23 protein-coding genes and 1 riboswitch are annotated in these 24,521 nt (G+C 67.6%); of the genes, 7 read left to right on the forward strand and 16 right to left on the reverse strand.

The genetic code is table 11. From position 1 onward, the window contains the following. Positions 1-13 precede the first annotated feature (13 nt). Both DIE11_RS28460 and DIE11_RS28465 read right to left on the reverse strand, forming a co-directional pair. Positions 14-598, reverse strand: a complete 585-nt coding sequence (locus tag DIE11_RS28460) for an SIS domain-containing protein (protein WP_059601875.1) — start codon at positions 596-598, stop codon at positions 14-16. Positions 599-726: 128 nt separating this feature from the next. Then, positions 727-1,155 carry a YraN family protein gene (locus DIE11_RS28465; RefSeq protein WP_185633837.1) on the reverse strand — a complete coding sequence of 143 codons (429 nt, stop codon included), beginning with the start codon at positions 1,153-1,155 and terminating at the stop codon, positions 727-729. 46 nt (positions 1,156-1,201) lie between these two features. Between DIE11_RS28465 and rsmI the strand changes: the two genes are divergently transcribed. After that, a complete protein-coding gene (gene rsmI / locus DIE11_RS28470; RefSeq protein WP_124628613.1) occupies positions 1,202-2,080 on the forward strand; it encodes a 16S rRNA (cytidine(1402)-2'-O)-methyltransferase in 879 nt (292 codons plus the stop codon). A gap of 95 nt (positions 2,081-2,175) precedes the next feature. Here rsmI and DIE11_RS28475 read toward each other — a convergent pair whose 3' ends face one another. Further along, positions 2,176-2,787, reverse strand: a complete 612-nt coding sequence (locus DIE11_RS28475) for a septal ring lytic transglycosylase RlpA family protein (RefSeq protein ID WP_124628615.1) — start codon at positions 2,785-2,787, stop codon at positions 2,176-2,178. A gap of 662 nt (positions 2,788-3,449) precedes the next feature. On the opposite strand from DIE11_RS28475, the gene DIE11_RS28480 reads away from it, so the two are divergent. From DIE11_RS28480 to DIE11_RS28490, 3 genes are all read left to right on the forward strand, one after another. After that, positions 3,450-4,094, forward strand: coding sequence for an MBL fold metallo-hydrolase (locus DIE11_RS28480; RefSeq protein WP_124628617.1), 645 nt, complete (start codon positions 3,450-3,452; stop codon positions 4,092-4,094). After that, positions 4,091-4,750, forward strand: a complete 660-nt coding sequence (locus DIE11_RS28485) for a hypothetical protein (protein ID WP_059601885.1) — start codon at positions 4,091-4,093, stop codon at positions 4,748-4,750. The genes DIE11_RS28480 and DIE11_RS28485 overlap by 4 nt, the downstream gene beginning before the upstream one ends. A 79-nt stretch (positions 4,751-4,829) precedes the next feature. After that, on the forward strand, positions 4,830-5,300 hold the full coding sequence (locus DIE11_RS28490; RefSeq protein ID WP_006477376.1) for an Lrp/AsnC family transcriptional regulator: 471 nt from the start codon (positions 4,830-4,832) through the stop codon (positions 5,298-5,300). Positions 5,301-5,328: 28 nt separating this feature from the next. On the opposite strand, the gene DIE11_RS28495 is transcribed toward DIE11_RS28490, so the two are convergent. The 3 genes from DIE11_RS28495 to DIE11_RS28505 form a co-directional block, all read right to left on the reverse strand. Next, positions 5,329-6,486, reverse strand: a complete 1,158-nt coding sequence (locus DIE11_RS28495) for a cation diffusion facilitator family transporter (RefSeq protein WP_059601887.1) — start codon at positions 6,484-6,486, stop codon at positions 5,329-5,331. Between the two features lie 236 nt (positions 6,487-6,722). Continuing rightward, positions 6,723-7,016, reverse strand: coding sequence for an H-NS family nucleoid-associated regulatory protein (locus tag DIE11_RS28500; RefSeq protein ID WP_006491875.1), 294 nt, complete (start codon positions 7,014-7,016; stop codon positions 6,723-6,725). A gap of 354 nt (positions 7,017-7,370) precedes the next feature. Continuing rightward, on the reverse strand, positions 7,371-8,030 hold the full coding sequence (locus tag DIE11_RS28505; protein ID WP_124628619.1) for a HugZ family protein: 660 nt from the start codon (positions 8,028-8,030) through the stop codon (positions 7,371-7,373). Between the two features lie 276 nt (positions 8,031-8,306). On the opposite strand from DIE11_RS28505, the gene DIE11_RS28510 reads away from it, so the two are divergent. Then, complete coding sequence (locus tag DIE11_RS28510) at positions 8,307-9,521, forward strand: MFS transporter (RefSeq protein ID WP_059682833.1); 1,215 nt, start codon at positions 8,307-8,309, stop codon at positions 9,519-9,521. A 101-nt stretch (positions 9,522-9,622) separates the two neighbouring features. Here DIE11_RS28510 and DIE11_RS28515 read toward each other — a convergent pair whose 3' ends face one another. Both DIE11_RS28515 and DIE11_RS28520 read right to left on the reverse strand, forming a co-directional pair. Beyond that, positions 9,623-10,765 carry a branched-chain amino acid ABC transporter substrate-binding protein gene (locus DIE11_RS28515; RefSeq protein ID WP_124628621.1) on the reverse strand — a complete coding sequence of 381 codons (1,143 nt, stop codon included), beginning with the start codon at positions 10,763-10,765 and terminating at the stop codon, positions 9,623-9,625. Between the two features lie 419 nt (positions 10,766-11,184). Beyond that, positions 11,185-12,264 (reverse strand): nitronate monooxygenase family protein, encoded by a 1,080-nt coding sequence (locus tag DIE11_RS28520; RefSeq protein ID WP_124628623.1) that lies wholly within the window; start codon positions 12,262-12,264, stop codon positions 11,185-11,187. 269 nt (positions 12,265-12,533) lie between these two features. On the opposite strand from DIE11_RS28520, the gene DIE11_RS28525 reads away from it, so the two are divergent. Continuing rightward, positions 12,534-13,226, forward strand: a complete 693-nt coding sequence (locus DIE11_RS28525; protein ID WP_124628625.1) for a dienelactone hydrolase family protein — start codon at positions 12,534-12,536, stop codon at positions 13,224-13,226. Between the two features lie 81 nt (positions 13,227-13,307). Further along, entirely contained in the window at positions 13,308-14,786 is a 1,479-nt protein-coding gene (locus DIE11_RS28530) for an amidase (RefSeq protein ID WP_124628627.1), read from the forward strand. Positions 14,787-14,874: 88 nt separating this feature from the next. Here DIE11_RS28530 and metF read toward each other — a convergent pair whose 3' ends face one another. From metF to flhB, 8 genes are all read right to left on the reverse strand, one after another. After that, positions 14,875-15,705: a methylenetetrahydrofolate reductase [NAD(P)H] gene (metF, locus tag DIE11_RS28535; protein WP_059601901.1), complete on the reverse strand. Its 831-nt coding sequence runs from the start codon at positions 15,703-15,705 to the stop codon at positions 14,875-14,877. A 24-nt stretch (positions 15,706-15,729) separates the two neighbouring features. After that, the gene (locus DIE11_RS28540; protein ID WP_006477367.1) at positions 15,730-16,083 is read right to left on the reverse strand and encodes a phage holin family protein; all 354 of its coding nucleotides are present in this window, start codon (positions 16,081-16,083) and stop codon (positions 15,730-15,732) included. A 106-nt stretch (positions 16,084-16,189) separates the two neighbouring features. Further along, on the reverse strand, positions 16,190-17,608 hold the full coding sequence (gene ahcY / locus DIE11_RS28545) for an adenosylhomocysteinase (protein ID WP_059533465.1): 1,419 nt from the start codon (positions 17,606-17,608) through the stop codon (positions 16,190-16,192). A 34-nt stretch (positions 17,609-17,642) separates the two neighbouring features. Next, positions 17,643-17,759, reverse strand: a riboswitch (S-adenosyl-L-homocysteine riboswitch). Between the two features lie 84 nt (positions 17,760-17,843). After that, a complete protein-coding gene (locus tag DIE11_RS28550) occupies positions 17,844-18,578 on the reverse strand; it encodes an RNA polymerase sigma factor FliA (protein ID WP_124628629.1) in 735 nt (244 codons plus the stop codon). A 24-nt stretch (positions 18,579-18,602) separates the two neighbouring features. Next, positions 18,603-19,412, reverse strand: coding sequence for an AAA family ATPase (locus tag DIE11_RS28555; RefSeq protein ID WP_124628631.1), 810 nt, complete (start codon positions 19,410-19,412; stop codon positions 18,603-18,605). Continuing rightward, positions 19,405-21,147, reverse strand: a complete 1,743-nt coding sequence (gene flhF, locus DIE11_RS28560; protein ID WP_124628633.1) for a flagellar biosynthesis protein FlhF — start codon at positions 21,145-21,147, stop codon at positions 19,405-19,407. The genes DIE11_RS28555 and flhF overlap by 8 nt, the downstream gene beginning before the upstream one ends. Next, entirely contained in the window at positions 21,144-23,246 is a 2,103-nt protein-coding gene (gene flhA, locus DIE11_RS28565; RefSeq protein WP_059682816.1) for a flagellar biosynthesis protein FlhA, read from the reverse strand. The genes flhF and flhA overlap by 4 nt, the downstream gene beginning before the upstream one ends. Next, positions 23,243-24,442, reverse strand: coding sequence for a flagellar biosynthesis protein FlhB (gene flhB / locus DIE11_RS28570; RefSeq protein WP_124628635.1), 1,200 nt, complete (start codon positions 24,440-24,442; stop codon positions 23,243-23,245). Before flhB ends, flhA begins: the two co-directional genes overlap by 4 nt. Positions 24,443-24,521 lie beyond the last annotated feature (79 nt).

Below are 24,521 nucleotides of genomic sequence, written 5' to 3' on the forward strand. Positions count from 1 at the left end.
GGCTCTCCTTCGTTCAATCCTCACCCAGCAGCATCGCGTCGATGCCGTCGCACAGGCAGTGGATGGTCAGCAGATGGACTTCGTGGACGCGTGCCGCACGCGAGGCGGGCACGCTGATCGGAATATCGGTGTCGGACAGCGCGGCCCCGACGGCATGGCCGTCGCCGCCCGTCAGCGCGACGACGGTCATCTCGCGCTCGTGCGCCTCGTCGATCGCGGCCAGCACGCGCGGCGACGCGCCGCTCGCGTCGAGCACCAGCAGGATGTCGCCGGTCTGCCCGAGCACGCGCACCTGCTGCGCGAACAGCTGATCGGCGGCGACTGCCCCCGTGAGACCGCCCTGCGACGCATCGGTGGCCAGCGCAATCGCGGGAAGGCCCGGACGCTCGCGCTCGAAACCGCCGACGAGCGACACGGCGAGGTAGTGCGCTGCGGCGGCCGACGGGCCATCCCCGCATGCGACGATCTTGTTGCCGTTCGCCAGCGCGGCGAACATTGCGTCGACCGCGGCCGCGATCGGCAACGACAGCGCATCGGCCGCTTCGGCGTGAAGCGCGGCGCTGTCGCGGAAATGTTGCTGAATACGTTCGACTGACATCGATTCCTGGTGAACTGGGCGCGCATGGCACGCAGCGCGCAACGTCATGGGTGCGGCGAGTTTACCGCACTCCGGCACCCTCTCCGGGGGTATGGCAAGAACTCTTTACATCTCGTCACAGCTCGCGGCTACGCATCGTCGGCACGAAATGCATCGCGCAGCCACTCGAGCCGACCCGCCTCGAACGCGACGACGTCGAAACGGCATGCGGCACCCGCGCCGTGCCGCGCCCAGAAATGGAGCGCGGCCGCGACCAGACGCCGCCGCTTGCGCAAGCCGACGCTCGCGGCCGCGCCGCCATGCCGGGCGCTGCGCCGCGCGCGCACCTCGACGAACACGAGCGTGCCGTCGGGCGTGCGCATCACCAGGTCGAGTTCGCCGCCGCGCATCGTCACGTTCGCCGCGACGAACGCGAGACCGCGACGTTCCAGGAACTGCCGCGCGCGCTGCTCGAACGTCGCGCCAATCGATCTTGATCGCGCCGTGCCGGAAAAGTTGCCGCCGCCGGTCGGCAAACTGCGCTTGTTACCCGGCGCGGCCGGCGCCGCGTGGCACAATGCCGTCCTTGTTCCGCCTGCGCCGCGATTGCGCGCATTGCCTGCCATGACTGCCCTCCTCGAACTCGCGCAAACGCAGCACTACCCGGACGCCGCGCTCTACGTGGTCGCGACGCCGATCGGCAACACCGCCGACATCACGCTGCGCGCGCTGCACGTGCTCGGCCTGGCCGACCGCATCGCGGCCGAAGACACCCGCAACACGGGCCAGCTGCTGGCCCGCTACGGCATCTCGAAACCGCTCGTCGCCGTGCACGAGCACAACGAGCGCGAAGCCGCGCTGCGCGTGATCGAACTGCTGCGCGCGGGCGAACGCGTCGCGTACGTGTCGGACGCCGGCACGCCCGGCATTTCGGACCCCGGCGCGCGGCTCGTCGACGCCGTGCGCGCGGCGGGCTTCCCGGTGATTCCGCTGCCGGGCGCGAGCGCGGCCGTGACCGCGCTGAGCGTGGCGGGCGACTGGGCCGGCGCGTTCACGTTCGCGGGCTTCCTGCCGCCGAAGCCAAAGCAGCGTGCGAGCGCGCTGCAGGCGCTCGTGCGACACCCGTACGCACTGGTGTTCTACGAAGCGCCGCACCGGATCACGGACACCGTCGCCGCCCTCGCTGACGCGTTCGGCCCGGCGCGCCGGCTGCTGATCGCACGCGAGCTCACCAAGCTACACGAGCAGCTGTTCCAGGGCACCCTGGCCGAAGGACAGAGCTGGCTCGCCGGCGATGCGAACCGGCAGCGCGGCGAGTTCGTCCTGGTCGTCGAAGGCGCGCCGGCCGACGTCGGCGAAGCCGACGACACCGCGCACGACGCGCTGCTCAAGCTGCTGCTGGAAGAAGTGCCGGTGAAGAGCGCGGCGAAGCTCGCGGCCGCGCTGACGGGCGCATCGCGCAACGCGCTGTATGCGCGCGCGCTGGCGCTGAAGGAAGGCTGACGCGCGAGCGCGGGCGGCACCCGCCGCCCGGCACGCGGAAACGAAAAAGGGCTGCCCGAAGGCAGCCCTTTTGCATGTGCGGACGAACCGCCGCGTTACTTCGACGACAGCGACGCGAGCATTTCGTCGCGCGCCTCGCGCGCTTCCTGCGGCGACAGCCCTTCGATCTTCACGCGGCCGGTGCCGGCATGCACGAGGCCGATCATCTTGGCGGCCGCATAAGACAGGTCGAGCACGCGGCCGCGCTTGTACGGCCCGCGATCGTTGACCTTCACGACGACCCACTTGCCGCTCGACGCGTTCGTCACCTTGATGTACGACGACAGCGGCAGCGTGCGGTGCGCGGCGGTCAGCGCGTTCATGTTGAAACGCTCGCCGTTCGCGGTGCGGCGGCCGTGGAAATCCCGGCCATACCACGATGCCCGGCCCGTCTGGCGGAAGTCAGACACGTCCTTGCCGTCGATCGGCTCGGCGTCCGCCAGCGACGACTTCTTCGCGTCCTTGCTGTCGGCAGCCGGCATCGATGCCAGCGCGGAATCGAAGTTCAGTTGCTGCTTGTCGTCGTCCGCTTTCGCGGCAGCGGCCGTCTTGTTGACCGCGTTCTTCTGGTTGGCGCTGCCGGTGGTCTGGCTGGATGGCACCGCACAGCCCGTCAGCGCGAAAAATAATGCAATGGTCCCGAATCGAGTCGGAAAACGAAAGTTCATCGACGTGTCGCCTTCTGGTTCGGGCCGCACCGATACAACGCTGCTCAACAACGCAGATACGCGGCCCGGACGGCAAATGCGTGCACGCCCCGCTCGGCTAAGCGAGCAGGCGGCTAGCATGGGCGCGGCTTTCGTCTCTGCCGCAACCGTCCTGATTAGTTTTCACGTCTGGCGCAACCTGTCCCCGGCAGCCTGACCAGACCCCACATGCCGCCATCGAACATGGCTATCACGTTCGCGCGCGTGGCGTACGGCCAACGCACAGGAACGGCGGCACAGGCCTCATCCGGCGGAGCGGCAGCAGGGCCGCAGAACGGGCGCGCAGCACCCGGCCGGACAAGACGTGAGCACCGAATGCTCGGTGCTGGATACACCGCCGGACTCCCCGGCGGTCGATGCTTGACGGTGAATCCGACACCCCTTTTTTAACGGGGCCGAAACACCAGCGAATTGCGTGAAATTCACGCGCAATGGGCCGCATTATACATAAACCAAAAGCCCGGCTAGAAAAGCGCCCCTTCCGGACCATTGATTCTCACTATGAGTGTAACAATCGGCATGCTCCGGGATTGCCCGGAACCGCGCACCCGACGCCGCGCCGCAGGGCGGGCAGGCAGCGCGCGCGACCGGTACAATCGCTCCTTTTAGCCGCCGGTGTCCCCATGAAAGTCACGCTCATTCCGGTCACGCCGTTCCAGCAGAACTGCTCGCTGCTCGTCTGCGAGAAGACGGGCCGCGCCGCCGTCGTCGATCCCGGCGGCGACATCGAACGGATCGAACAGGAGATCGCGCGGCAGAACGTGCAGGTCGAGAAGGTGCTGCTCACGCACGGCCACGTCGATCACTGCGCGGGCGCGAAGGCGCTCGCGACACACTACGGCGTGCCGATCGTGGGACCGCAGGAAGACGAGCGCTTCTGGATCGAGCAACTGCCGATGCAGAGCCAGCGCTTCGGCTTCCCGGCCGCCGAGGCGTTCGAGCCGGACCAATGGCTGAAGGACGGCGACACCGTGCGGTTCGGCGACGAGACGCTCGAGGTCTATCACTGCCCGGGCCACACGCCCGGCCACGTCGTGTTCTTCAGCCGCGCGCATCGCGTCGCGATCGTCGGCGACGTGCTGTTCGCCGGCTCGATCGGGCGCACCGATTTCCCGCGCGGCAACCACGCGGACCTCGTGCGTTCGATCAAGGAGAAGCTGTGGCCGCTCGGCGACGATGTCACGTTCGTGCCGGGCCACGGCCCGGTGTCGACGTTCGGCGACGAGCGCCGCACGAACCCGTTCGTGTCCGACAAGGTGTTCGGATGAACCAGACCGCCATCCCCGAAATCTACGTCAGCACCGACGTCGAGGCCGACGGCCCGATTCCCGGCCCGCACTCGATGCTGAGCTTCGCGTCGGCCGCCTATACCGAGGACAAGCAGCTGATCGCGACGTTCTCGGCGAACCTCGAGACGCTGCCCGGCGCGCAGGCCCACCCGGTGCAGGAAGCGTGGTGGAAGACGGAGCCCGAAGCGTGGGCCGCGTGCCGGCGCGACCTGCAGGCGCCCGAGGCGGCGCTGGTCGCGTACGTCGAGTGGGTCGAGGCGCTGCCCGGCAAGCCGGTATTCGTCGCGATGCCGGCCGGTTTCGACTTCACGTTCATGTTCTGGTACATGATGCGCTTCGCGGGACGCTGCCCGTTCTCGTGGTCGGCGCTCGACATCAAGACGCTCGCGTTCGCGATGACGGGCCTGCCGTACCGCAAGGCGATCAAGCCGCGCTTTCCGAAGCACTGGTTCGACGATCACCCGCACACGCACGTCGCGCTCGACGACGCGATCGAGCAAGGCGCGCTGTTCTGCAACATGCTCGCCGACCTGCGCCGTCAGCAGGCCGCGCTCGCGGGCCTCGCCGTGTCGGACACCGATCGGTCGGAAAACGCGGGGGCGGGACAAAACCCCACGGATCCGCGAGCAAATTAGCGAATCTCGCTCAACAGCGCCGCGTCAGATTGCCTTTCCTTTCCCGGCCCTCTAACATTCAGCGTGTTGTGGCTGCCGCATGGAGGCGCAGGTGACGCTCGATTCCTTTTCGCAAAAAATCCTTCGCCTGTTGCAACTCGACGCGCGCCGTTCCGTGCAGGAAATCTCCGACCAGGTCGGCCTGTCGAGCACGCCGTGCTGGCGCCGCATCAAGGACATGGAACAGTCGGGCGTGATCCAGCGCTACACGGCGCTGCTCGATCGCGAGAAGCTCGGCCTGCACGTGTGCGCGCTCGCGCACGTGCATCTGACCCGCCACAACGAAGGCGGCGTCGAACAGTTCGAGCGCGAGATCGCGACCTGCCCGGAAGTCACCGAGTGCTACAGCACGACCGGCGAGGCCGATTACATCCTCAAGATCGTCGCGCCCGACATCAAGGCCTACGACGTCTTCCTGCACGAACGGATCTTCAAGATCCCGGCGGTGTCGCAGGTGCGCACGAGCGTCGTGCTGCGCGAAATCAAGTTCGACACGCAACTGCCGCTGTAACGCGCGGGCCCGCGGTCGCCGGCGCCGCTCAGGCCTGCGCGGGCAATCCGCGCGTGAAGCCGATCCGACGCGCGCCGAACTGCCGCTTCAGCGCGTCGACGTCGAGCCGGCCGGCCAGCGACGCGTCGGTATCGCCCGCGCCGGCGTCGAGCGTCACGTCGATCTCGAGCCCCGTGCTCAGGTAGTGCAGGTTGATCGCGGCCGGATGCAGCCCGCGTTGCGCGAGCGCGGCCTCGAGCCGCGCCGCGATCTCGGCGCGCGGCGGCAGCGCGAGCGCCGGACGGCGCGCCGTGTCGTTCTCCGGATCGACGTGGATCAGCGCGTCGAGCACGCGCGGGTCGCGCAGCACGCGCGCACGTGCGGTTTCCGCGATGTAGTGGCCTTCGGAGACGGAGATCATCGGATCGACAAGGATGTGCGCGTCGACGAGCGCCGCATCGCCCATCTTGCGCGTGCGCAGGTCGTGCACGTCGCGCACGCCCGGCGTCGCCTCGAGCAGCGCGCGGATCTCGGCCGTGTCGGCGGTGTCGAGTGCACGATCCGACAGGTCCTGAAGCGCGTCGTAGCCGAATGTCCAGCCCATGCGCGCGACCATGAAACCGACGATCGCCGCGGCGATCGGGTCGAGCAGCCGCACGCCGGCGAGACTGCCGACGATGCCGATCGCGACGACGAGCGACGATGCGGCATCCGAGCGCGCATGCCACGCGTTCGCGACGAGCATCGCCGAACGCACGCGCCGAGCCTCGCGCAGCATGTAGCGGAACAGCGCCTCTTTCGACACGAGCACGGTCAGCGCGACGATCAACGCGGAAAAATGGACGGCCGGGATGTTTTCGAGATTCACGAGCCGGTCGCCGGCGCGCCAGAGCATGCCGATGCCGACGGCGATCAGGATCGCGCCGAGAAACAGCGACGCGACGGTTTCATAGCGGCTGTGTCCGTAATTGTGATCGGCATCCGGCGATGCACCACTATGGCGATTGGCCACCAGTACGACAAAATCCGAGATCAGATCGGAAATCGAATGGATGCCATCGGCAATCAATGCCTGCGAATGCGCAACCACGCCGACGACGATCTGAAACGTCGCAAGCACCACATTCAGCACAATACTAACGAGGGTGCTCTTGCGCGCGACCGCGTGCTTATCTGCGCTTTGCGCGTCGTCGGAAAACGTGGACATGAAATGCTAGATATCGGTTGTGATACGGAATTCTATCAAACGAAGTCCGCCCGGCATTCCGATAACCCAAAATTTTCCATTCAAATCAACCGCTTATGCGAACGGGTTGCATTTTCATTCACACCCGTGTCTGACACTTTCATGACAAAACGCATACAATCCGGTGCCGGAATGCAAAAAGCCGCGCTCCTCGACGGATGCGCGACTCTTTTTGAGATGTCGACTTAAACGATCGTTTAAATCGCAAACTGTTCGCGGTTCTTGCCAGCGATCCAGCGCGGCGGTTTGCCGCGGCCCGACCACGTCGCGCCCGTTTCCGGATCACGGTATTTCGCGGCCACGCCTGCGCGCGGACGGCCGACCTTACCTGCCTTCGCGCGGCTGAGACCGAGTTCGGCGAGCGAAAAGCCGTAGTCGGCAATTTTCTGCTTCACGTCATTCAGCACTTCAGCGTATTCACGCGACTTCGCTTCTTCGATTTGCTTCTCCAGCTTCTCCCGCTGGGCCAGCAGGTCCTTGTAAGAAGACATAGTTTCCCTTTCTATCTGACCAATGGCGCCGGTCTGCTGCCAGCTCACCATTCATGAAATATATGTGCCTCGGATTTTCGAAGGCAGAGATTAGCACAAAAAAGATTTGATAGAAGCGAGATTCATGAAAATCCCGAGACCAATTGCAATTCACGCACGTCATTTTGACCGGCTGCGGCCATTTCTCAAGTTTTTACGCACTTGCATAGAGATTAGGACATTATCGATCCGGTAATCGGCCTATCAGCATACGCAATTACCCTGCATGTGGGAAAATCAAAGCTTTCATCCGGCGACAAGTTCGGAAATATCGTACGGCGCGAGGCGTTATTCAGACATATCCGTATCCCTGCATCACGTCACCTCCCGAGCGCAGGCAATCAACCGTTCGCGCAACGCACCGGCGTCGCCCGGCACTGAATCGAAGGGCGTGCGCACGCGGCGGTTGTCGCAGCGCCAGTCGGCTCCGTGGCGATCGACGCCGAGCAGGTCGAGCCCGTCGCGGCGCGCATCGCTCGAGTCGTACGCCTCCCACAACGCCCGTTCTTCGTCGAACCCAAGCGGCGGCAGCGCATCGAGGCCGGTGCCGTCCACCCAGCCCATCCGGCCGAATCCGCCGATATAGCGCAGCCGCTCGATATCGAGTGCCCAGAACGTGAAATCGCCGAGCGCGAGGTAGCGTGCGGCATCGGGTTCGTAGCGCGTGTAGCGCGCGGCGACATGCGGATCGTCGCCGAGCGGCATGAAGCGGCCGAGCAGTGTCGCGCGCTCGGCGTTCAGCACGTCGCCGTGCGGCGCGTCGACGACGAGGAATCCCGCGCGCGGATCGGCGGCAAGGTTGCGCGTATGCTCGGCCAGGCCGCTCACGAGAATCACCGGTCGATGATTCGCATCGGGTGCGAACGGCACGACCGTCGGATAGGGAAAGCCTTGCGGGTCGCGCGCGTGGGTCGCGAGCGTGCCGAGCGCGCAACGGTGCAGCAGGTGCAGGGCAAGGGTGGGATCGATGTTCACGGTGACTCCTGCGGTCGGAAAGCCTGGGCGGCAACGGGGGCGATGACGCGCCGCGCTGGAACGCTTCGGGCACGCCGCCTGCGCACCGATGTTACTCGCGGCGGCGTCCCGCCGGGCATTGGCCGGATGACCGACGCGGACCGCGCAAGCGGCGTGCGCGCCGAAGCCTGATCGGCCCAACGGCCAGCACGCCGGCAAGACCGTAAGCGGTTCGATAGAATCGGACCCATCCGACGGGCGCGACGCGCCCGCGCACCGTCCATTCAAGAGCGCTCCGTGTCCGAAACCTCCTCCCGATCCTCGTCCGACTTCGCCGCGCCGCCCGACGCGCATCGCCTGCTGGCCTTGCCGGTCCGCCAGCGCGCACGCACGGCCACGATGGCACTGTTCTTCATCGCCGGCATGATGTACGCGTCGTGGGGCGTGCACGTGCCGACCGTGCGCGACAAGTTCGCATTGAGCCCGGGGCTGCTGTCGATCGCGCTGTTCGCGGTCGCGGGCGGCTCGATCGCCGCGATGCTCACGATCGCGCGCTGGATCGCGCGCGTCGGCTCGCGCACCGCGTGCCTCGCGGGCGGGCTCGTGATGGCCGCGTGCGCGGCGCTGATCCTCGCCGTGCCCGATTACTGGATGCTGCTCGTCGTGCTCGCGCTGTTCGGCTTCTCGATGGCGACGCTCGACGTCGCGATGAACGCGGAGGCGAGCGCGGTCGAGATCGCGCTCGGCAAGCCGATCATGTCGTCGCTGCACGGGATGTTCAGCATCGGCGGGATGTCGGGGGCGGCGGCCGGCGGCGCGCTGCTGTCGGCCGGTATGGCGCCCGCCGTGCATCTCGCGCTCGCGGCGGCCGTCAGCGCGGCGGTGCTGCTCGTCGCGAGCCCGGCCGTGCTGCCGCACGTGCCGCATCACGAACACGCGCACGGCGGCGGCAACCGCTGGCGCTCGCCCGCGCTGTGGATGCTCGGCGGCATCGCGCTGATCGCGCTGATCGCCGAAGGTGCGATGTACGACTGGGCGACGGTCTACATGCGCGACGTCGTCGCGGCGAGCCCCGCACTCGCGAGCGCGGCCTATGCAGCATTCTCCGGCGGGATGGCGATCGCGCGATTCGCGGGCGATGCGGTGCGCGCGCGTTTCGGCGCGCCGCAGCTCGTGTTCGCGAGCGCGTCGCTCGCGTGCGCCGGGATGATCGGCGCGCTGCTGCTGCCGAACCCGATCGCCGTGCTGACGGGCTTCACGCTGATGGGCCTCGGCCTCGCGAACATGATGCCCGTGCTGTTCGCCGCCGCCGCGCGCGTGAAAGGCATCCACGCGGCCGAGGGGCTCGCGCACGTGGCCGGACTCGCGTATTTCGGGTTGCTGTTCGGTCCGGTCGTGATCGGTGCGGTCGCGCAGGCCGTGAACCTGACCGTCGGCCTGTCGGTCGTCGCGCTGTGCGCGGCGCTCGTCGCGGCCGTCGCGCCGAAGGTGCTCGCGCACCTGAAGATCTGACCGCGCGGCGAGCCGGCCACCCGCTGCGAGATCGCCAAAAAGAAAGCGCGCCTGCGTTGCCGCAGGCGCGCCTTCACCCCTTCTGTCGACCGCTTTTCAGCTTACATCTTCACTTCGTCGAGCAGCGACTTCTTGCCGTTCTTGTAGTTGTACAGCGAGATCACGCCGTGTTGCAGGTCGCCCTTCGAGTCGAAGGTCGTCGTGCCGATCACGCCCGAGTAGTTCGTCGCCGGCATCGCCGCGAGGATCTTCGCCGGATCCGTCGAGTTCGAACGCTTCATCGCATCGACGATGATGTACACGGCGTCGTACGTGAACGGTGCGTAGATCTGGATCGGCTGGCCGAAGCGCTTCTCGTACTTCGCCTTGAACGCCGCGCCGCCCGCCATCTTCTCGAGCGAAGCACCGGCTTCCGAGCACACGACGTTGTCGGTCGCGTCGCCGGCCAGGTCGGCCAGCTTTTCCGTGCACACGCCGTCGCCCGCCAGGATCTTCGCGCGCAGGCCGAGCTGCTTCGCCTGTTTCGCGAACGGGCCGCCGGTGGCGTCCATGCCGCCGTACATGATCGCGTCCGGATTCTCGCCCTTGATCTTGGTCAGAATCGCGCGGAAGTCGACCGCCTTGTCGTTGGTCGCGTCGTGCGACATCACCTTCAGGCCGAGCGCCTTCGCCTTCTTCTCGAACTCGTTCGCGAGACCCTGGCCGTATGCGGTCGAATCGTCGACCACCGCGACGCTCTTGATGCCCTTCGAGTGCGCGTAGTTCGCGAGTGCCGGGCCCTGCTGCGCATCGGTCGCCACCACGCGATACGTGGTCTTGAAGCCTTGCTGCGTGTAAGCCGGATTGGTCGCCGACGGCGAGATCTGCACGATGCCCGCATCGCTGTAGATCTTCGAGGCCGGGATCGACGTGCCCGAGTTCAGGTGGCCAACCACCGCGACGACCTTGTCGTCGACGAGCTTCTGCGCAACCTGCGTGGCCTGGCGCGGGTCGGCCGCGTCATCCTGCGGGTCGAGTTGCAGCGTGATTTTCTGGCCGCCGACCGTGAGACCCTTGGCGTTGATCTCCTCGACTGCGAGACGCGCGCCGTTTTCGTTGTCCTTGCCCAGGTGTGCAATGCCGCCCGTCAACGGCGCGACGTGGCCGATCTTGACGACTTGATCGGCGGCTGCGTTGCCTGCAGCTGCAGCACACAGCATCGCAGCTGCGGTGATCGGCAACAGCTTTTGCATCTTGATATTCATGTAAGTCTCCAGTTTCGGTCCCAAAAAACGCCATCGCCCGGTGCCCCGCTGCCATCCCTGTGTTTGCATTCACTGGACGATTCGCCGGTTGCATCGTTCATGCACTTGGCCTCAAGCACGTAGGGAAACAGCCGCTTGTAGCGGCCGCCCACCCGTACTTGCGCGCAAGTGTAGGTGATCAAATTAATTTGTGGGACTTTTTTGGGGTAGTGGTAACACTACCGATACGGGCGCTTTGGAATGAATCCTCGAATTCGCTGCAAGCCCCACCAGATAAGGGTTTCCGCTAATTTCGGACGACCGGATGAAAGGTTGATTCAAAGCATTCCCGCGTCATTTCGATTCGGTATTTTGTGCGCGGGATCATTGAATGAAAAGCGCGTGACAACACGCGCTTTTCTCGCTTCGATACGGGCCGGTCAGGCGGCCGTTGCGCGCCATTCGGCGTCGAGCGCGTCGACGAGTTGCGACGTCGTCAGCGCGGCGGCGCGCCGTCGCGCGAGCGGTGCGCCCTGCCCGGCCCACAGCGACAGGTAATCGCCGTCGTTCGCGCGCGCGGCGGCCTGGCGCAGCGGCTGGGTCAGCGCGTTCTGCACCGGATACGGCGCGGCGTCGGCCACGCGTTCGCCGAGCCGCATCATCAGCGTATTGCGCAATCCGCGCGCATGGCGGCCCGTGATCGCGCGCGTGACCTGCGTCGACGTATCGGCGCTCGCGAGCAGCCGCGCTTTCCAGTCCGCCGCGATCGCGCTTTCCGCACAGGTCAGGAACGCGGTGCCGAGCTGCGCGCCCTGCGCGCCGAGCGCGAGCGCGGCGGCGATCCCGCGGCCGTCCATGATGCCGCCCGCGGCGAGCACGGGCAGGCCGGTCGCATCGACGAGCTGCGGCACCAGCGCGAGCGTGCCGATCAGCGCATCGTCGGCCGAGCCGATGAAGGTACCGCGATGGCCGCCGGCTTCGGCGCCCTGCGCGGACAGCGCATCGGCCCCGGCCGCCTGCCACGCGAGCCCTTCGGCGACGTGCGTCGCGGTGCCGATCACGTAGGTACCGGCGGCCTTCAGGCGCGCGACGTCGGCCGCGTCGAGCACGCCGAACGTGAAGCTCGCGACCGGCACGCGCAGCGCGACGAGCGCGTCGAATTGCGCGCGGAAGTCGGGCGCGTAGCGCGCGGGTGCAGTGCCCGGCGGCAGCCCGAGCGTCGCGTTCAACGGATCGATCGCGGCAAGCGCACGTGCGACGGTCGCCGCGTCGGGCACGGCGTCGGGCAACACGAACAGGTTCACGGCAAACGGACGCGCGGTCGCCGCGCGAATGGCGGCGACTTCGGTCGCGAGACGATCCGGCTCGAACGCGCCGGCGCCGAGACTGCCGAGCGCGCCGGCACTGGATGCGGCCGCGACCATCGCGGCCGTGGTCGCGCCGACCATCGGCGCCTGCACGAGCGGCAGGCGCAGGCCGAAGCGCTCGGAAAACGGCGTGGAAAATGCACGGGTGGACATGGCGAATCCTTCGATGACGATGTGCGAAAGCGCTTTGTAAAGGCCTACACATCGACTCTATCGAAGCGGCGCATCGCCGAAAAATGAATAATCGAGATCGAAACGATCGCTGCGCGAGAAGCGGGTCCGAGACGCGGATTCGACACGCGCGCACACCCGCCAGGCGCGCCGCTTGCGCGCTGCAGCGCCACCGGATTGGTGGCACACTAGGCCGCCTTTTTTCCATCCGCGGTGCGCGTGTCGCGCACCCGTTCGCCAGGAGTTCCAACGTGACTGCCCAATGGATCGACATCCCGACCGGTAACGACAGCTTCGGTGGCTACCTCGCGCTGCCCAAGCGCGGCAAGGGCCCCGCCGTCATCATCATCCAGGAGATCTTCGGCGTTAACGCGCACATCCGCGCGGTCGCCGACCAGTACGCGGCCGACGGCTTCGTCGCGCTCGCGCCCGACGTCTTCTGGCGCACGCAGCCGCGCGTCGAACTGACCTACGAAGGCGCCGATCGCGACAAGGGCATCGAGCTGATGAAGAAGACCGACGTCGGTCTCGCGGTCGCGGATATCGGCGCGGCCGCCGACGCGTTGCGCGCGCGCCCCGAAGTCGCCGGCAAGGTCGCCGCGATCGGCTACTGCTTCGGCGGCCAGCTCGCGTACCGCGCGGCCGCGGCCGGCAAGGTCGATGCGGCGGTCGCCTATTACGGCGGCGGTATCCAGAATGCGCTCGACCTTGCCGGCAAGGTCACGCAGCCGATCCTGTTCCACTACGCGGAGAACGACCACGGAATCCCCCTCGACGCGGTCGAGCAGGTGAAGGCCGCGTTCGCGGGCCGCCACAACGCATCGTTCCACCTGTATCCGGGCGCCGAACACGGCTTCAACTGCACCGATCGCGCGTCGTACAACCAGCGCGCGTCGGCGCTCGCGCATGGCCGCACGCTGACGTTCCTCGCCGAGCACGTGTAACGGCAGCCGGCAGCGGGCCCGGCGCGTCGGGCCCGCGTTATCCTCCTTTCATCGCCACGGGTCACAACGGGGGTGACTGCGATGCACTCGGACTATCTCGCGCATGACGCGATCGGGCTTGCCGCACTCGTGCGCGAGCGCAAGGCGAGCCCGCGCGAACTGCTGGACGCCGCGATCGGCCAGGCCGAAGCGGTGAACGGCGCGATCAACGCGATCGTGCTGCAGGACTACGACGATGCGCGCAAGCGGGCGGAATCGGCCGTCGCTACCAGCACCGACGCGCCGTTCGCGGGTGTCCCGTATCTCGTCAAGGATCTCGGCGCGGCGGTCGCGGGGCTGCCGTTGTCGATGGGCAGCCGCCACTATCGCTACTTCGTCCCCGCCGACGACTCACTGGTGATCGCGCGCAGCCGCGCGGCGGGACTCAACGTGTTCGGCAAGACCAACACGTCGGAAATCGGCCAGATGCCGTACACCGAACCCGAACTGTTCGGCGCGTGCCGCAATCCGTGGAACCTCGATCACACGCCCGGCGGCTCGAGCGGCGGCGCGGCCGCGGCCGTCGCGGCAGGCATCGTGCCGCTCGCGCATGCGTCCGACGGCGGCGGCTCGATCCGGATTCCGGCGTCGTGCTGCGGGCTGTTCGGCCTGAAACCGAGCCGCAATCCGGTGCTGGTCGACTTGCCGTCGAACGGCGAGCTGGTCGTCCAGCATGCGGTTTCGCGCAGCGTGCGCGACAGCGCGCTGCTGCTCGACGTGACGACCGGCCAGACGCTGCCGCCCGGCGCGCCCGGCACCTTTCTGGGCGAGCTCGACACACCGCCCGGGCCGCTGCGGATCGGCCTCGTCGTCGACCCGATGCTCGCGCCGGCGCTCTCCGACGACACGCGCGCGGCGCTCGACGACGCGGCCGCGCTCGTCGAATCGCTCGGTCATCACGTCGAGCCGGCGACGCTGAACATCGACTACGCACGCGCGGCCGAAACCTTTCTCACGCTGTGGGCGACGATCGCCGAGGAGATGGTGCTGGGCGCGCGCGCGGTGACCGGGCGCACGCCGAAGCGCGCGGAGTTCGAACCGGCGACGTGGGCGATGGCCGTCGTCGGCAGGCGCATCGCCCGCGCGCGCTTGCCGGACGTGCTCGAATGGCAGCGCCAGCTCACCGTGCAGGTCGCGGGCCTCGTGTCGCGCTACGACGCGATCCTGTGCGCGACGCTCGCGGGGCCGCCGGTCAAGATCGGCGAGCTGCAGCCGACGCCGCTCGAAGCCGCGCAGATGAAGCTGCTCGGCGCGTTGCCGGTCAAACCGCTGCTGCGGGAAATGCTCGCGAAGGCCTCGGAGAAGGCGTTCGCGTGGGCCGGCTGCACCGAGCTGTTCAACCTGACGGGCCAGCCGGCGATGTCGGTGCCGCTCTACTGGAACGCGCGCGGCCTGCCGATCGGCGTGCAGTTCGTCGCGCGCCACACCGACGAGGCGTTGCTGCTCAGGCTCGCGCGGCAGCTCGAACAGGCGCGGCCGTGGTTCGACCGGCGTCCGCCGCTGATGCAGGCGCAGCGCTGACGCGCGCGGCCGCTTCCGCAAACATCGAAAAAAAAGCCCCGCCGGCAGGACCGGCGGGGCTTTTGCACGTGCAACCGCGCGGCGGCGCTTACATCGCGAGCCGTTCGCAGATCGTCCGCGTGGCGGTCGCCGCGTTCAGCGTATAGAAGTGCAGACCCGGCACGCCCGCGTCGATCAGGCGCTGGCACAGGCTCGTGACGACATCCGCGCCGAACGCACGGATCGCGTCGCGATCGTCGCCGAAGCTTTCGAGCCGGCGCGCGACCCAGCGCGGCACTTCCGCGCCGCACATTTCCGAGAAGCGCATCAGCTGCGAGAAGTTCGTGATCGGCATGATGCCCGGCACGATCGGCACGTCCACACCCAGCTTGCGCGCATCGTCGACGAAGCGGAAATACGCGTCGGCGTTGAAGAAGTACTGCGTGATCGCGGAATTCGCGCCGGCTTTCACCTTGCGCGCGAAGTTCTCGAGATCGGCCTTCGGCGAGCGCGATTGCGGGTGGTATTCCGGATAGCCGGCGACTTCGATGTGGAACCAGTCGCCATGCTCGGCGCGGATGAAGCTGACGAGCTCGGACGCATAGCGCAGCTCGCCGACCTCGCCCATCCCCGACGGCAAGTCGCCGCGCAGCGCGACGATATGGCGGATGCCGTGCGAGCGGTACTGGTCGAGGATCGCGCGCAGGCTGTCGCGCGACGAGCCGATGCACGACAGGTGCGGCGCGGCCTCGAGGCCGTCCTTCTGCATGTCGAGCACGGTATCGAGCGTGCCCTGTTGGGTCGAGCCGCCGGCGCCGAACGTCACGGAGACGAATTTCGGCTTCAGCGGCAGCAGCTGCGCACGCGTCGCGCGCAACTTCTCGACGCCGTCCGCCGTCTTCGGCGGGAAGAATTCAAACGAGAGTTCGATCGATTTCATGATTCGCAAGAATGGGCGCGGCCGTCAGCCGATGTCGCGCTGCCCGAAGATCAGCGCGGACAGCAGCCACGACACGATGCTGTACAGGATCGAACCGAAGAACGCCGACCAGAAACCCGACACCTCGAAACCCTTCAGCAGCGACGACGCGAACCAGAAGCACAACGCGTTCACGACGAGGATGAACACCCCGAGCGTGACGATCGTGACCGGCAGCGTCAGCAGGATCAGCACCGGACGGATCACCGTGTTGATGAGGCCGAGCACGACCGCGATGATCAGCGCGGTGCCGAAGCTCTTGATGTGGATCGACGGCACGAGGTACGTGATGATCAGCAGCGCGAGGGCGTTGATGACCCAGGTGAGGATGACGCTCATGGAGGGCTCCGGTTCGGTTGTCGATCTGGTCGGTCGGTGACCGCGGCCGGCCGCCGCACCGCGCACGCCCGCTGCGGGGCGCGTGCGGCGCGGCGGCGGCGGTGCATCAGTAGCGGTAGTGGTTCGGCTTGAACGGGCCGTCCTTCTGCACGCCGATGTACGAAGCCTGCTCGTCCGACAGCACGGACAGGTTCGCGCCGATGCGCGCGAGGTGCAGGCGCGCGACCTTTTCATCGAGATGCTTCGGCAGCACGTACACCTTGTTCTCGTACTGTTCGCCGCGCGTGAAGAGTTCGATCTGCGCGAGCGTCTGGTTCGCGAACGAGTTCGACATCACGAACGACGGGTGGCCGGTCGCGCAGCCGAGGTTCACGAGGCGGCCTTCGGCCAGCAGGATCACGCGCTTGCCGTCCGGGAAGATGATGTGGTCGACCTGCGGCTTGATGTTTTCCCACTGATACTGGCGGGTCGACGCGACGTCGATTTCCGAGTCGAAGTGGCCGATGTTGCAGACGATCGCGTTGTGGCGCATCGCCTTCATGTGATCGTGGTTGATCACGTGGTAGTTGCCGGTCGCCGTCACGAAGATGTCGGCCTTGTCGGCCGCGTATTCCATCGTCACGACGCGGTAGCCTTCCATCGCCGCCTGCAGCGCGCAGATCGGATCGATTTCCGTGACCCACACGGTCGCGCCCAGGCCGCGCAGCGATTGCGCGCAGCCCTTGCCCACGTCGCCGTAGCCCGCGACGACCGCGACCTTGCCCGCGATCATCACGTCGGTCGCGCGCTTGATGCCGTCGACGAGCGACTCGCGGCAGCCGTACAGGTTGTCGAACTTCGACTTCGTGACCGAGTCGTTCACGTTGAACGCCGGGAACGGCAGGCGGCCGTCCTTTTCCATCTGGTACAGGCGATGCACGCCGGTCGTGGTTTCTTCGGTCACGCCCTTGATGTGCGCGAGGCGCGTCGAGTACCAGGTCGGATCGGCGTCGAGGTGCTTCGCGATCGACTTGAAGAGCGCGACTTCTTCCTCGTTGGTCGGCTTCGCGATCACCGAACGGTCCTTCTCGGCCTTCGAGCCGAGGATCAGCAGCAGCGTTGCGTCGCCGCCGTCGTCCAGGATCATGTTCGCGAATTCGCCGTTGGGCCATTCGAAGATGCGGTGCGAGAACTCCCAGTATTCGTCGAGCGACTCGCCCTTGAACGCGAACACCGGCGTGCCGGCTTCGACGATCGCGGCAGCGGCGTGGTCCTGCGTCGAGAAGATGTTGCACGACGCCCAGCGGACATCGGCGCCGAGCGCCTTCAGCGTCTCGATCAGCACGCCGGTCTGGATCGTCATGTGCAGCGAACCTGCGATGCGCGCGCCCTTCAGCGGCTGCTGCGCCTTGTATTCGTCGCGGATCTGCACGAGGCCCGGCATTTCGGTCTCGGCGATGTTCAGTTCCTTGCGGCCCCAGCCGGCAAGCGCCATGTCGGCGACGATGTAATCCTTGGAAGCCTGGGAATCGATAATGGCGTTCATCACGCCCTCCTTTCTAAAAAAGTTCTAGAAATTGGTGACGTGAGCGCCGTTCAGGAAGCGGGGCCGGCGCAAATGATGCCGCACGGCTGCTTGGTGAAGCTTTCCGAGCCTGGCGGACGCAGGATGGTCCGTCGCAACGCTCCTCGGAAAACGGGAGGGATTGTAGCAAATCGGCGCGGGAAATGCGCGCCATGCACCGCGCGCGGCGTCGGCGCGCGCGGGCGTCATGAAAGGGTCAGTTCTCGGCGCCGACCCATGCCTGTTCGCGCAACCGCGCGCGCAGGCGCGCGACGGCCTGGCTATGCAGCTGACACACGCGCGATTCGCTCACCTCGAGCACCGCGCCGATCTCGCGCAGGTTCAGCCCGCGCTCGTAGTACAGCGACATCAGCAGCTTCTCGCGCTCGGGCAGCCGGTCGATCGCTTCGACGAGCGCCTCGCGCAGGTGTTCGTCGAGCAGCGACGACAACGGATCGGCGTGATCGACGCGATAGCGGTCGAGGAACGGCTCGTCGTCGGCCGCGCGATCGAAATCCTCGTAATAGATGAGCTGGCTGCCGTGCAGGTCCTGCAGCATCCCCTGGTATTCGTCGAGCGGCATCTTCAGGTGCTGCGCGATCTCGGTCTCGCTCGCCGAGCGGCCGAGTTGCTGCTCGACCTGGTGCACCGCGTACTCGACCTCGCGCGACGTCTTGCGCAGGCTGCGCGGCAGCCAGTCGTTGCTGCGCAGCTCGTCGAGCATCGCGCCACGGATGCGCTGGGTCGCGTAGGTCTCGAACTGCGCGCCCTGGTCTTCCTTGTAGCGGCCGGCCGCGTCCATCAGGCCGATCATGCCGGCCTGGATCAGGTCGTCGAGATCGACGCTCGCCGGCATCTTCGCGACGAGCTGCAGCCCCAGGCGCCGCACGAGCGGCGCGTATTGCGCGAGCACGTCGGCCTGGGTCATCTTTCCTTGAGCGTTGTACATCATGGCTCTCTCTCCTTCCTGTGGCGCTCACGCGGCGTGTGCCGCACCCGCCTCGTACGACGGCTTGCCGCCCGCATGCACGGCCCGGCCGGCGCCCGAACGCGGGCGCATCGGCCAGTACAGCAGGTCGGCGGCAAGCTGCCGGTAATCGCGCGCGGCGACCGACGACGGGAACGCGTCGACCGCGGTGTGCATCAGGTCGCGCGCATGCTCGACGAGCGGATCGGCGCTCACGCAGCCGGCGTCGGCGATCGACACCGTCAGGTAGCGGCTCGCGACGCCCGCGAGGTTGTCGAATGCGGTCCTGGCGTCGGCGTGGCTGCCGACGTGATTGGTCAGCACGCGGAACTGCGCGACCGCGTGCGCGAAATGCAGGCGCTTCATGCACGCGTACGCCTCGGTGATCGCCTGCGCGGCGACCCGCGTGACGATCAGCACGTCGTGCGCCTCGCGCGCGAGCGGGGAGAACGTGCCGTCGGCACCGAGCTGCGCGTCGACCAGCACGATGTCGGCCTGGCCGTCGATGAAGTCGCTCAGTTGCGAATCGCTGTAGCCGTCCCGCGCGGCCGCGCACAGGCCGAACCCGGCTGAGACGCGGGTGCGTTCGCCGTCGCGCAGCCATGCGCCCGCGAGCGTCGCCGCGGCCGAATGCACGTCGGCGCGCTCGTCGACGACGAGCACGTCCTTGCCGAGCGCGGCCAGCGCGGCCGCGACGTTCACGACGGTCGTCGTGCAGCCGACGCCCGCCGGCCCGCCCGTCACCGCGACGATGCGCGACGCGCGCCCGGCCAGCAGGCGCCGCAGCCCTTCGGCCTGATCGATGATCCGTTTATCCAAATCGCACCTCGTGCAGTTCGGCGGTGGAACGTGCGGTCAGGGCGGAAAGCAGCGTCGGCATGTCCTCGTCTTGCGGCACGAAGGGCGAGCCGTCGCGCGGCACGCAGAACGCGCTCTTCAGCAGGAACCGGGTCGATGCGACGTACAGGTTTTCCGGCACTTTCTGGCCGGTCGACACGTAGTGGACGGGCAGCTTGTACCGGATCACCGTGTCGAGCACGCCGCCGAGGTGGGTCGCCTCGTCGAGCTTGGTCAGGATGCAGCCGGCGAGATCGGGATACTCGGCCGCGCTGCGGTAGGCCTGGACAACCTCGTTGAGCGTGTCGCCGTGGCTCGTCGCGTTGAGCAGCAGCAGGCGCTGCACCGGCGCGTTCGCGCCGTGCAGCATCGCGATCTGGTCGGACAGCGCGCGGTCGCGCTGGCTCATGCCGATCGTGTCGATCAGCACGATGTGCTTGTTGCGCAGCTCGGACAGCGCGAGCTCGAGATCGCCCGCGTCCTTCACCGCGTGCACGGGCACGCCGAGGATCTTGCCGAAGATGCGCAGTTGCTCGTGGCCGCCGATCCGGTAGCTGTCGGTGGTCAGGAGCGCAACCTTGCTCGCGCCGAAGCGCATCACGCAACGCGCGGCGAGCTTCGCGGTGGTGGTCGTCTTGCCGACGCCGGTCGGCCCCATCAGCGCGAACACGCCGCCGCGCTCCATCAGCGCGTCTTCGCTCTCGAGCACCGGCAGGTTCGCCGCGAGCACCGACTGCGCCCATTCGGCGGCCTGCTCGAAGGTTTGCGCGTCGTCGCCGGACGGCAGGTTGTCGACGAGCATGCGCACCAACTGCGCGGAGAAGCCGGCCGAGAACAAGTGCTTGGTCAGCGCGCCGTGCACCGGGCTGCGGCGCTGGCGGTCGTGCCACATCAGGCTGTCGAACTGCTCTTCCATCATCCCGCGCATCGCGCCGAGCTCGTGCATCACGGTGTCGTTGACGATGCTCTCGATGCGCGTCTTCACCGCATCCGCCACCGCGGCCGCGGCTTCCGCGGACAGGCGCGTGCGTTCGGCCGGCTTCGCGGCGCTCGTTTCGCTCGGGCGGGCCATGGCGGCAGCAGCAGCGGCCGACGGCATCCGGCGTTCGGCTGGGCGCACGATGTCGCGCGCCCAGCCGGCCGGCGTCGCGGGCGCGGCGTCCTGCTGCGCGCGGGCCGGCGCCTGCGGCGCGGCCGGTGCGGCCTGCGCGCGGGCGATCAGCGCTTCGCGCTGCTGGGTCAGGCGCTTCGCGTGCTCGACGAGCCACGGCGCGGGTTCGGACGCTGCCGCCGGCGTGCCGGCAGCGGGCACCGGCGATGCCGCGTCCGTGGCGGCGTCGAAGGCAGTCGGTTGCGCGGCCGGTTCCGTCGCTTCGGCGCTCGCGCCGAACACCGACGAAAACACGTCCGGGAGGCCGCCTTCGCTTGCCGCATACGGATTGACGGCCGGGCGCGCGAGCGCGGCACCCGGGCGCGACACGATGCCCGGAACGGCCGCTGCCGGCACGGATTCCGCCGCGCGCGGCGCGAGGGTGCGCGCCCGGACGGCGGCCGGCGGCGTGACCGCTGCGAGATCCGAGTCGGCGAGTGCGACGATTTCGACGCTGCCGTCATCGAGCGTGCGGTTCGACAGCACGACGGCGTCGGCGCCGAGTGCCTCGCGCACGAGGCGAAGCGCGTCGCGGCTGGTCGCGCCGGTGAATTTGCGAATGTTCAAGCGGAACCCCCGATGACGTTAACGACTTTGATCGTGCGTGTGTCCGGCACTTCGGCATACGACAGCACTTTCAGTTGCGGCAGGCTGCGGCGCAGGAAACGCGCGAGCATCGCGCGCAGCGCGTGCTGCACCAGCAGCACCGGCGGCAGCCCGAGATTCTGTTGACGCAGCATCGCCTGTTGCGTGCCGGTCAGAAGGTTGTGCGCGAGGCCGGGCTCGAGGCCCGGGTTCGCGCCGGTGGCGAGCGCCTGCGACAGCACGCGCTCGAGATTCGAATCGAGGCCCATCACCTGCATCTCGCCCGAGCCCGGATACCACTGCTGCGTGATCGCGCGGCCGAGCGACAGCCGCACCGCGGCGGTGATCTCGAACGCATCGCCACGGCCCGCGTGTTCGGACACGGCCTCGAGAATCGTGCGCATGTCGCGGATCGGCACGCCTTCCTCGAGCAGGTTCTGCAGCACTTTCTGCAGCGTCGTGAGCGAGATCGTCTTCGGCACGAGGTCCTCGACGAGCGACGGCGCGTCCTTGCCGGTGCGCTCGACCAGCGCCTGCACTTCCTGGCGGCCGAGCAGTTCGGCCGCGTGCTGGACGACCAGATGGTTCAGGTGCGTCGCGACGACCGTGCTCGCATCGACGACCGTGTAGCCGTACACCTGCGCCTGCTCGCGCATCGCGACGTCGATCCACACGGCCGGCAGCCCGAATGCCGGGTCCTGCGTCACGGCGCCCGGCAGCGCGGCCGTCACCTGGCCCGGATTGATGGCGAGCCACTGGCCCGGGAACACTTCGCCCGCGCCGATCTCGACGCCCTTCAGCGCGATCCGGTATGCGTTCGGCCGCAGTTCGAGGTTGTCGCGGATGTGGATCACCGGCGGCAGGAAGCCGATCTCCTGCGCGAATTTCTTGCGGATGCTCTTGATGCGCTTGAGCAGTTCGCCGTCGCTGTTCTTGTCGACGAGCGGAATCAGCCGGTAGCCGACCTCGAGGCCGAGCGGATCGATCAGCTGCACGTCGTCCCAGGTCGCCTCGTGGCTGTCGCCCGGCAGCGCGGCGGGCGGTGCGATCTCGGTCACGTCGCCGGCCGCCACGCGGGCCGCCGCGCGGCGGACCTGCGTGCGGGCCAGCCAGATCGCGCCGCCGCCGAGCGCGAGGAACGCGAAGTGCGGCATGCCCGGGATCAGCCCCATCAGCCCGATGATCGCGCCGGTGATGGTCAGCACGCGCGGGTTGGTGAACAGCTGGCCGGTGATCTGCGTGCCGATGTCCTCGTCGGTCGCGACGCGCGACACGATCACGCCGGCGGCCGTCGAAATCACGAGCGACGGGATCTGCGCGACGAGGCCGTCGCCGATCGTCAGCAGCGTGTAGTTGGTGCCGGCCGCGGCGAACGACATGTCGTGCTGGACCATCCCGACGATCAGCCCGCCGATCACGTTGATCGCCATGATGATCAGGCCCGCGATCGCGTCGCCGCGCACGAACTTCGACGCACCGTCCATCGACCCGTAGAACTCGGCTTCCTGCGACACGGCGAGGCGCCGCTTGCGCGCCTGCTCTTCGTTGATGAGGCCCGCGTTCAGGTCGGCGTCGATCGCCATCTGCTTGCCCGGCATCGCGTCGAGCGTGAAGCGCGCGGACACTTCGGCGATGCGCCCCGCGCCCTTGGTGATCACCATGAAGTTGATGATCATCAGGATCACGAACACGATGATGCCGACCGCGAAGTTGCCGCCGACGAGGAAGTGGCCGAACGCCTCGATCACCTGGCCGGCGGCGTCCGGGCCGGTGTGGCCCTCGAGCAGCACGACGCGCGTCGACGCGACGTTCAGCGACAGGCGCAGCAGGGTCGAGAACAGCAGCACGCTCGGGAACGCCGCGAAGTCGAGCGGCTTCATCGTGTACATGCTGACGAGCAGCACCATCACCGACAGCGCGATGTTGAACGTGAACAGCAGATCCAGCAGCAGCGGCGGCAGCGGCAGGATCATCATCCCCAGGATCATGCAGATGAGGATCGGGCCCGCGAGCGCGCGCAGGTTGGTGCCGGCGAACGGATTCTGGCGTTTGGCGAAGAAGCCGGTGGTCGGGGTGCTCATGCTGCGTTTCCTTGCTTGCCGAGCGTGTCTTCGGCTTCCTCACGCTCGTCGTCGGCCGCTACCGACGACCCCTTGTCGAGGTCGGCCGGCACGTCGAGATCGATCGGCGCAGCCGGGAAGGCGCCGCCTTCCGAGCGGAAGCGCCGCAGCTGGTAGACCCACGCGAGCACTTCGGCGACGGCCGAGTACAGCGAGCCGGGAATCTCGCGTTCGAGTTCGACGTTGTGATACAGCGCACGCGCGAGCGGCGGCGCTTCGAGCAGCGGCACGTTGTGCTCGGCCGCGAGTTCGCGAATGCGCGCGGCGACGAGGTTCACGCCCTTCGCGACGACCTTCGGCGCGCGCATCTCGCCGTCCGTGTACTGCAGCGCGACGGCGAAGTGCGTCGGGTTCGTGACGACCACGTCGGCCTTCGGCACGGCGGCCATCATCCGGCGCCGCGCGATCGCGCGCTGCTGCTGGCGGATGCGGCCCTTCACGTGCGGATCGCCTTCGTTCTCGCGATGCTCGCGCTTCACTTCTTCCTTCGTCATGCGCAACTTCTTGTTGTACTGCCAGAGTTGGTAAGGCACATCGAGCGCGGCGACCACCAGCATCCCGGCGACCGTCGTGCCGCAACACACGGCGACCAGATGCAGCGCGTCCGCGAGCGCCGAGCCGAGCGGCTGGGTCGCGAGGCCGAGCAGTTCGTCCTTGCTGCGCCAGATCGCGATCCCGCCGATCCCGCCGACGACGAGCGTCTTCGCGAGCGACATCCCGAGCTGGATCGGCCCCTGGATCGAGAACATCCGGCCGAGGCCGGCGATCGGGTTCAGGCGGTCGAACTTGAGTTCGAAGGTCTTCTGCGAAATCAGCCAGCCGCCGAGCGCCATCGGCGCGAGCAGCGCGGCGAGGCCGGTGAGCGCGAGGATCGGCAGCAGCGCGGCGAGACCTTCGACGCTTGCGCTGCCGGCCGCCGACAGCATCCGGTTCGTATCGAACGCGGTCGCGCGATCGAACGCGAACGCACCGCGCAGCATCGTCTGGAGATGGGCGCCCGACGGACCCGCGAGCAGCCACGCGCCGTAGAACCCGGCCGCGAGCAGCGCGAACGAAGCCAGCTCGCGCGAACGCGCGACCTGCCCCTCCTCGCGCGCCTTCTCGCGGCGCCTCGGAGTGGCGGCTTCGGTTCTGTCGAGATCGCTCTCGTCTGCCACGGTGCCTCCAGTCGGGTACGGCGAAATGCCGCTTTCCAGTGACACCGATTATTCATGCGCACGTCAAACGCCGATCGGT

Origin of the sequence: Burkholderia sp. Bp9012 (genome assembly GCF_003853825.1) — a bacterium.
Classification (GTDB): domain Bacteria; phylum Pseudomonadota; class Gammaproteobacteria; order Burkholderiales; family Burkholderiaceae; genus Burkholderia; species Burkholderia diffusa.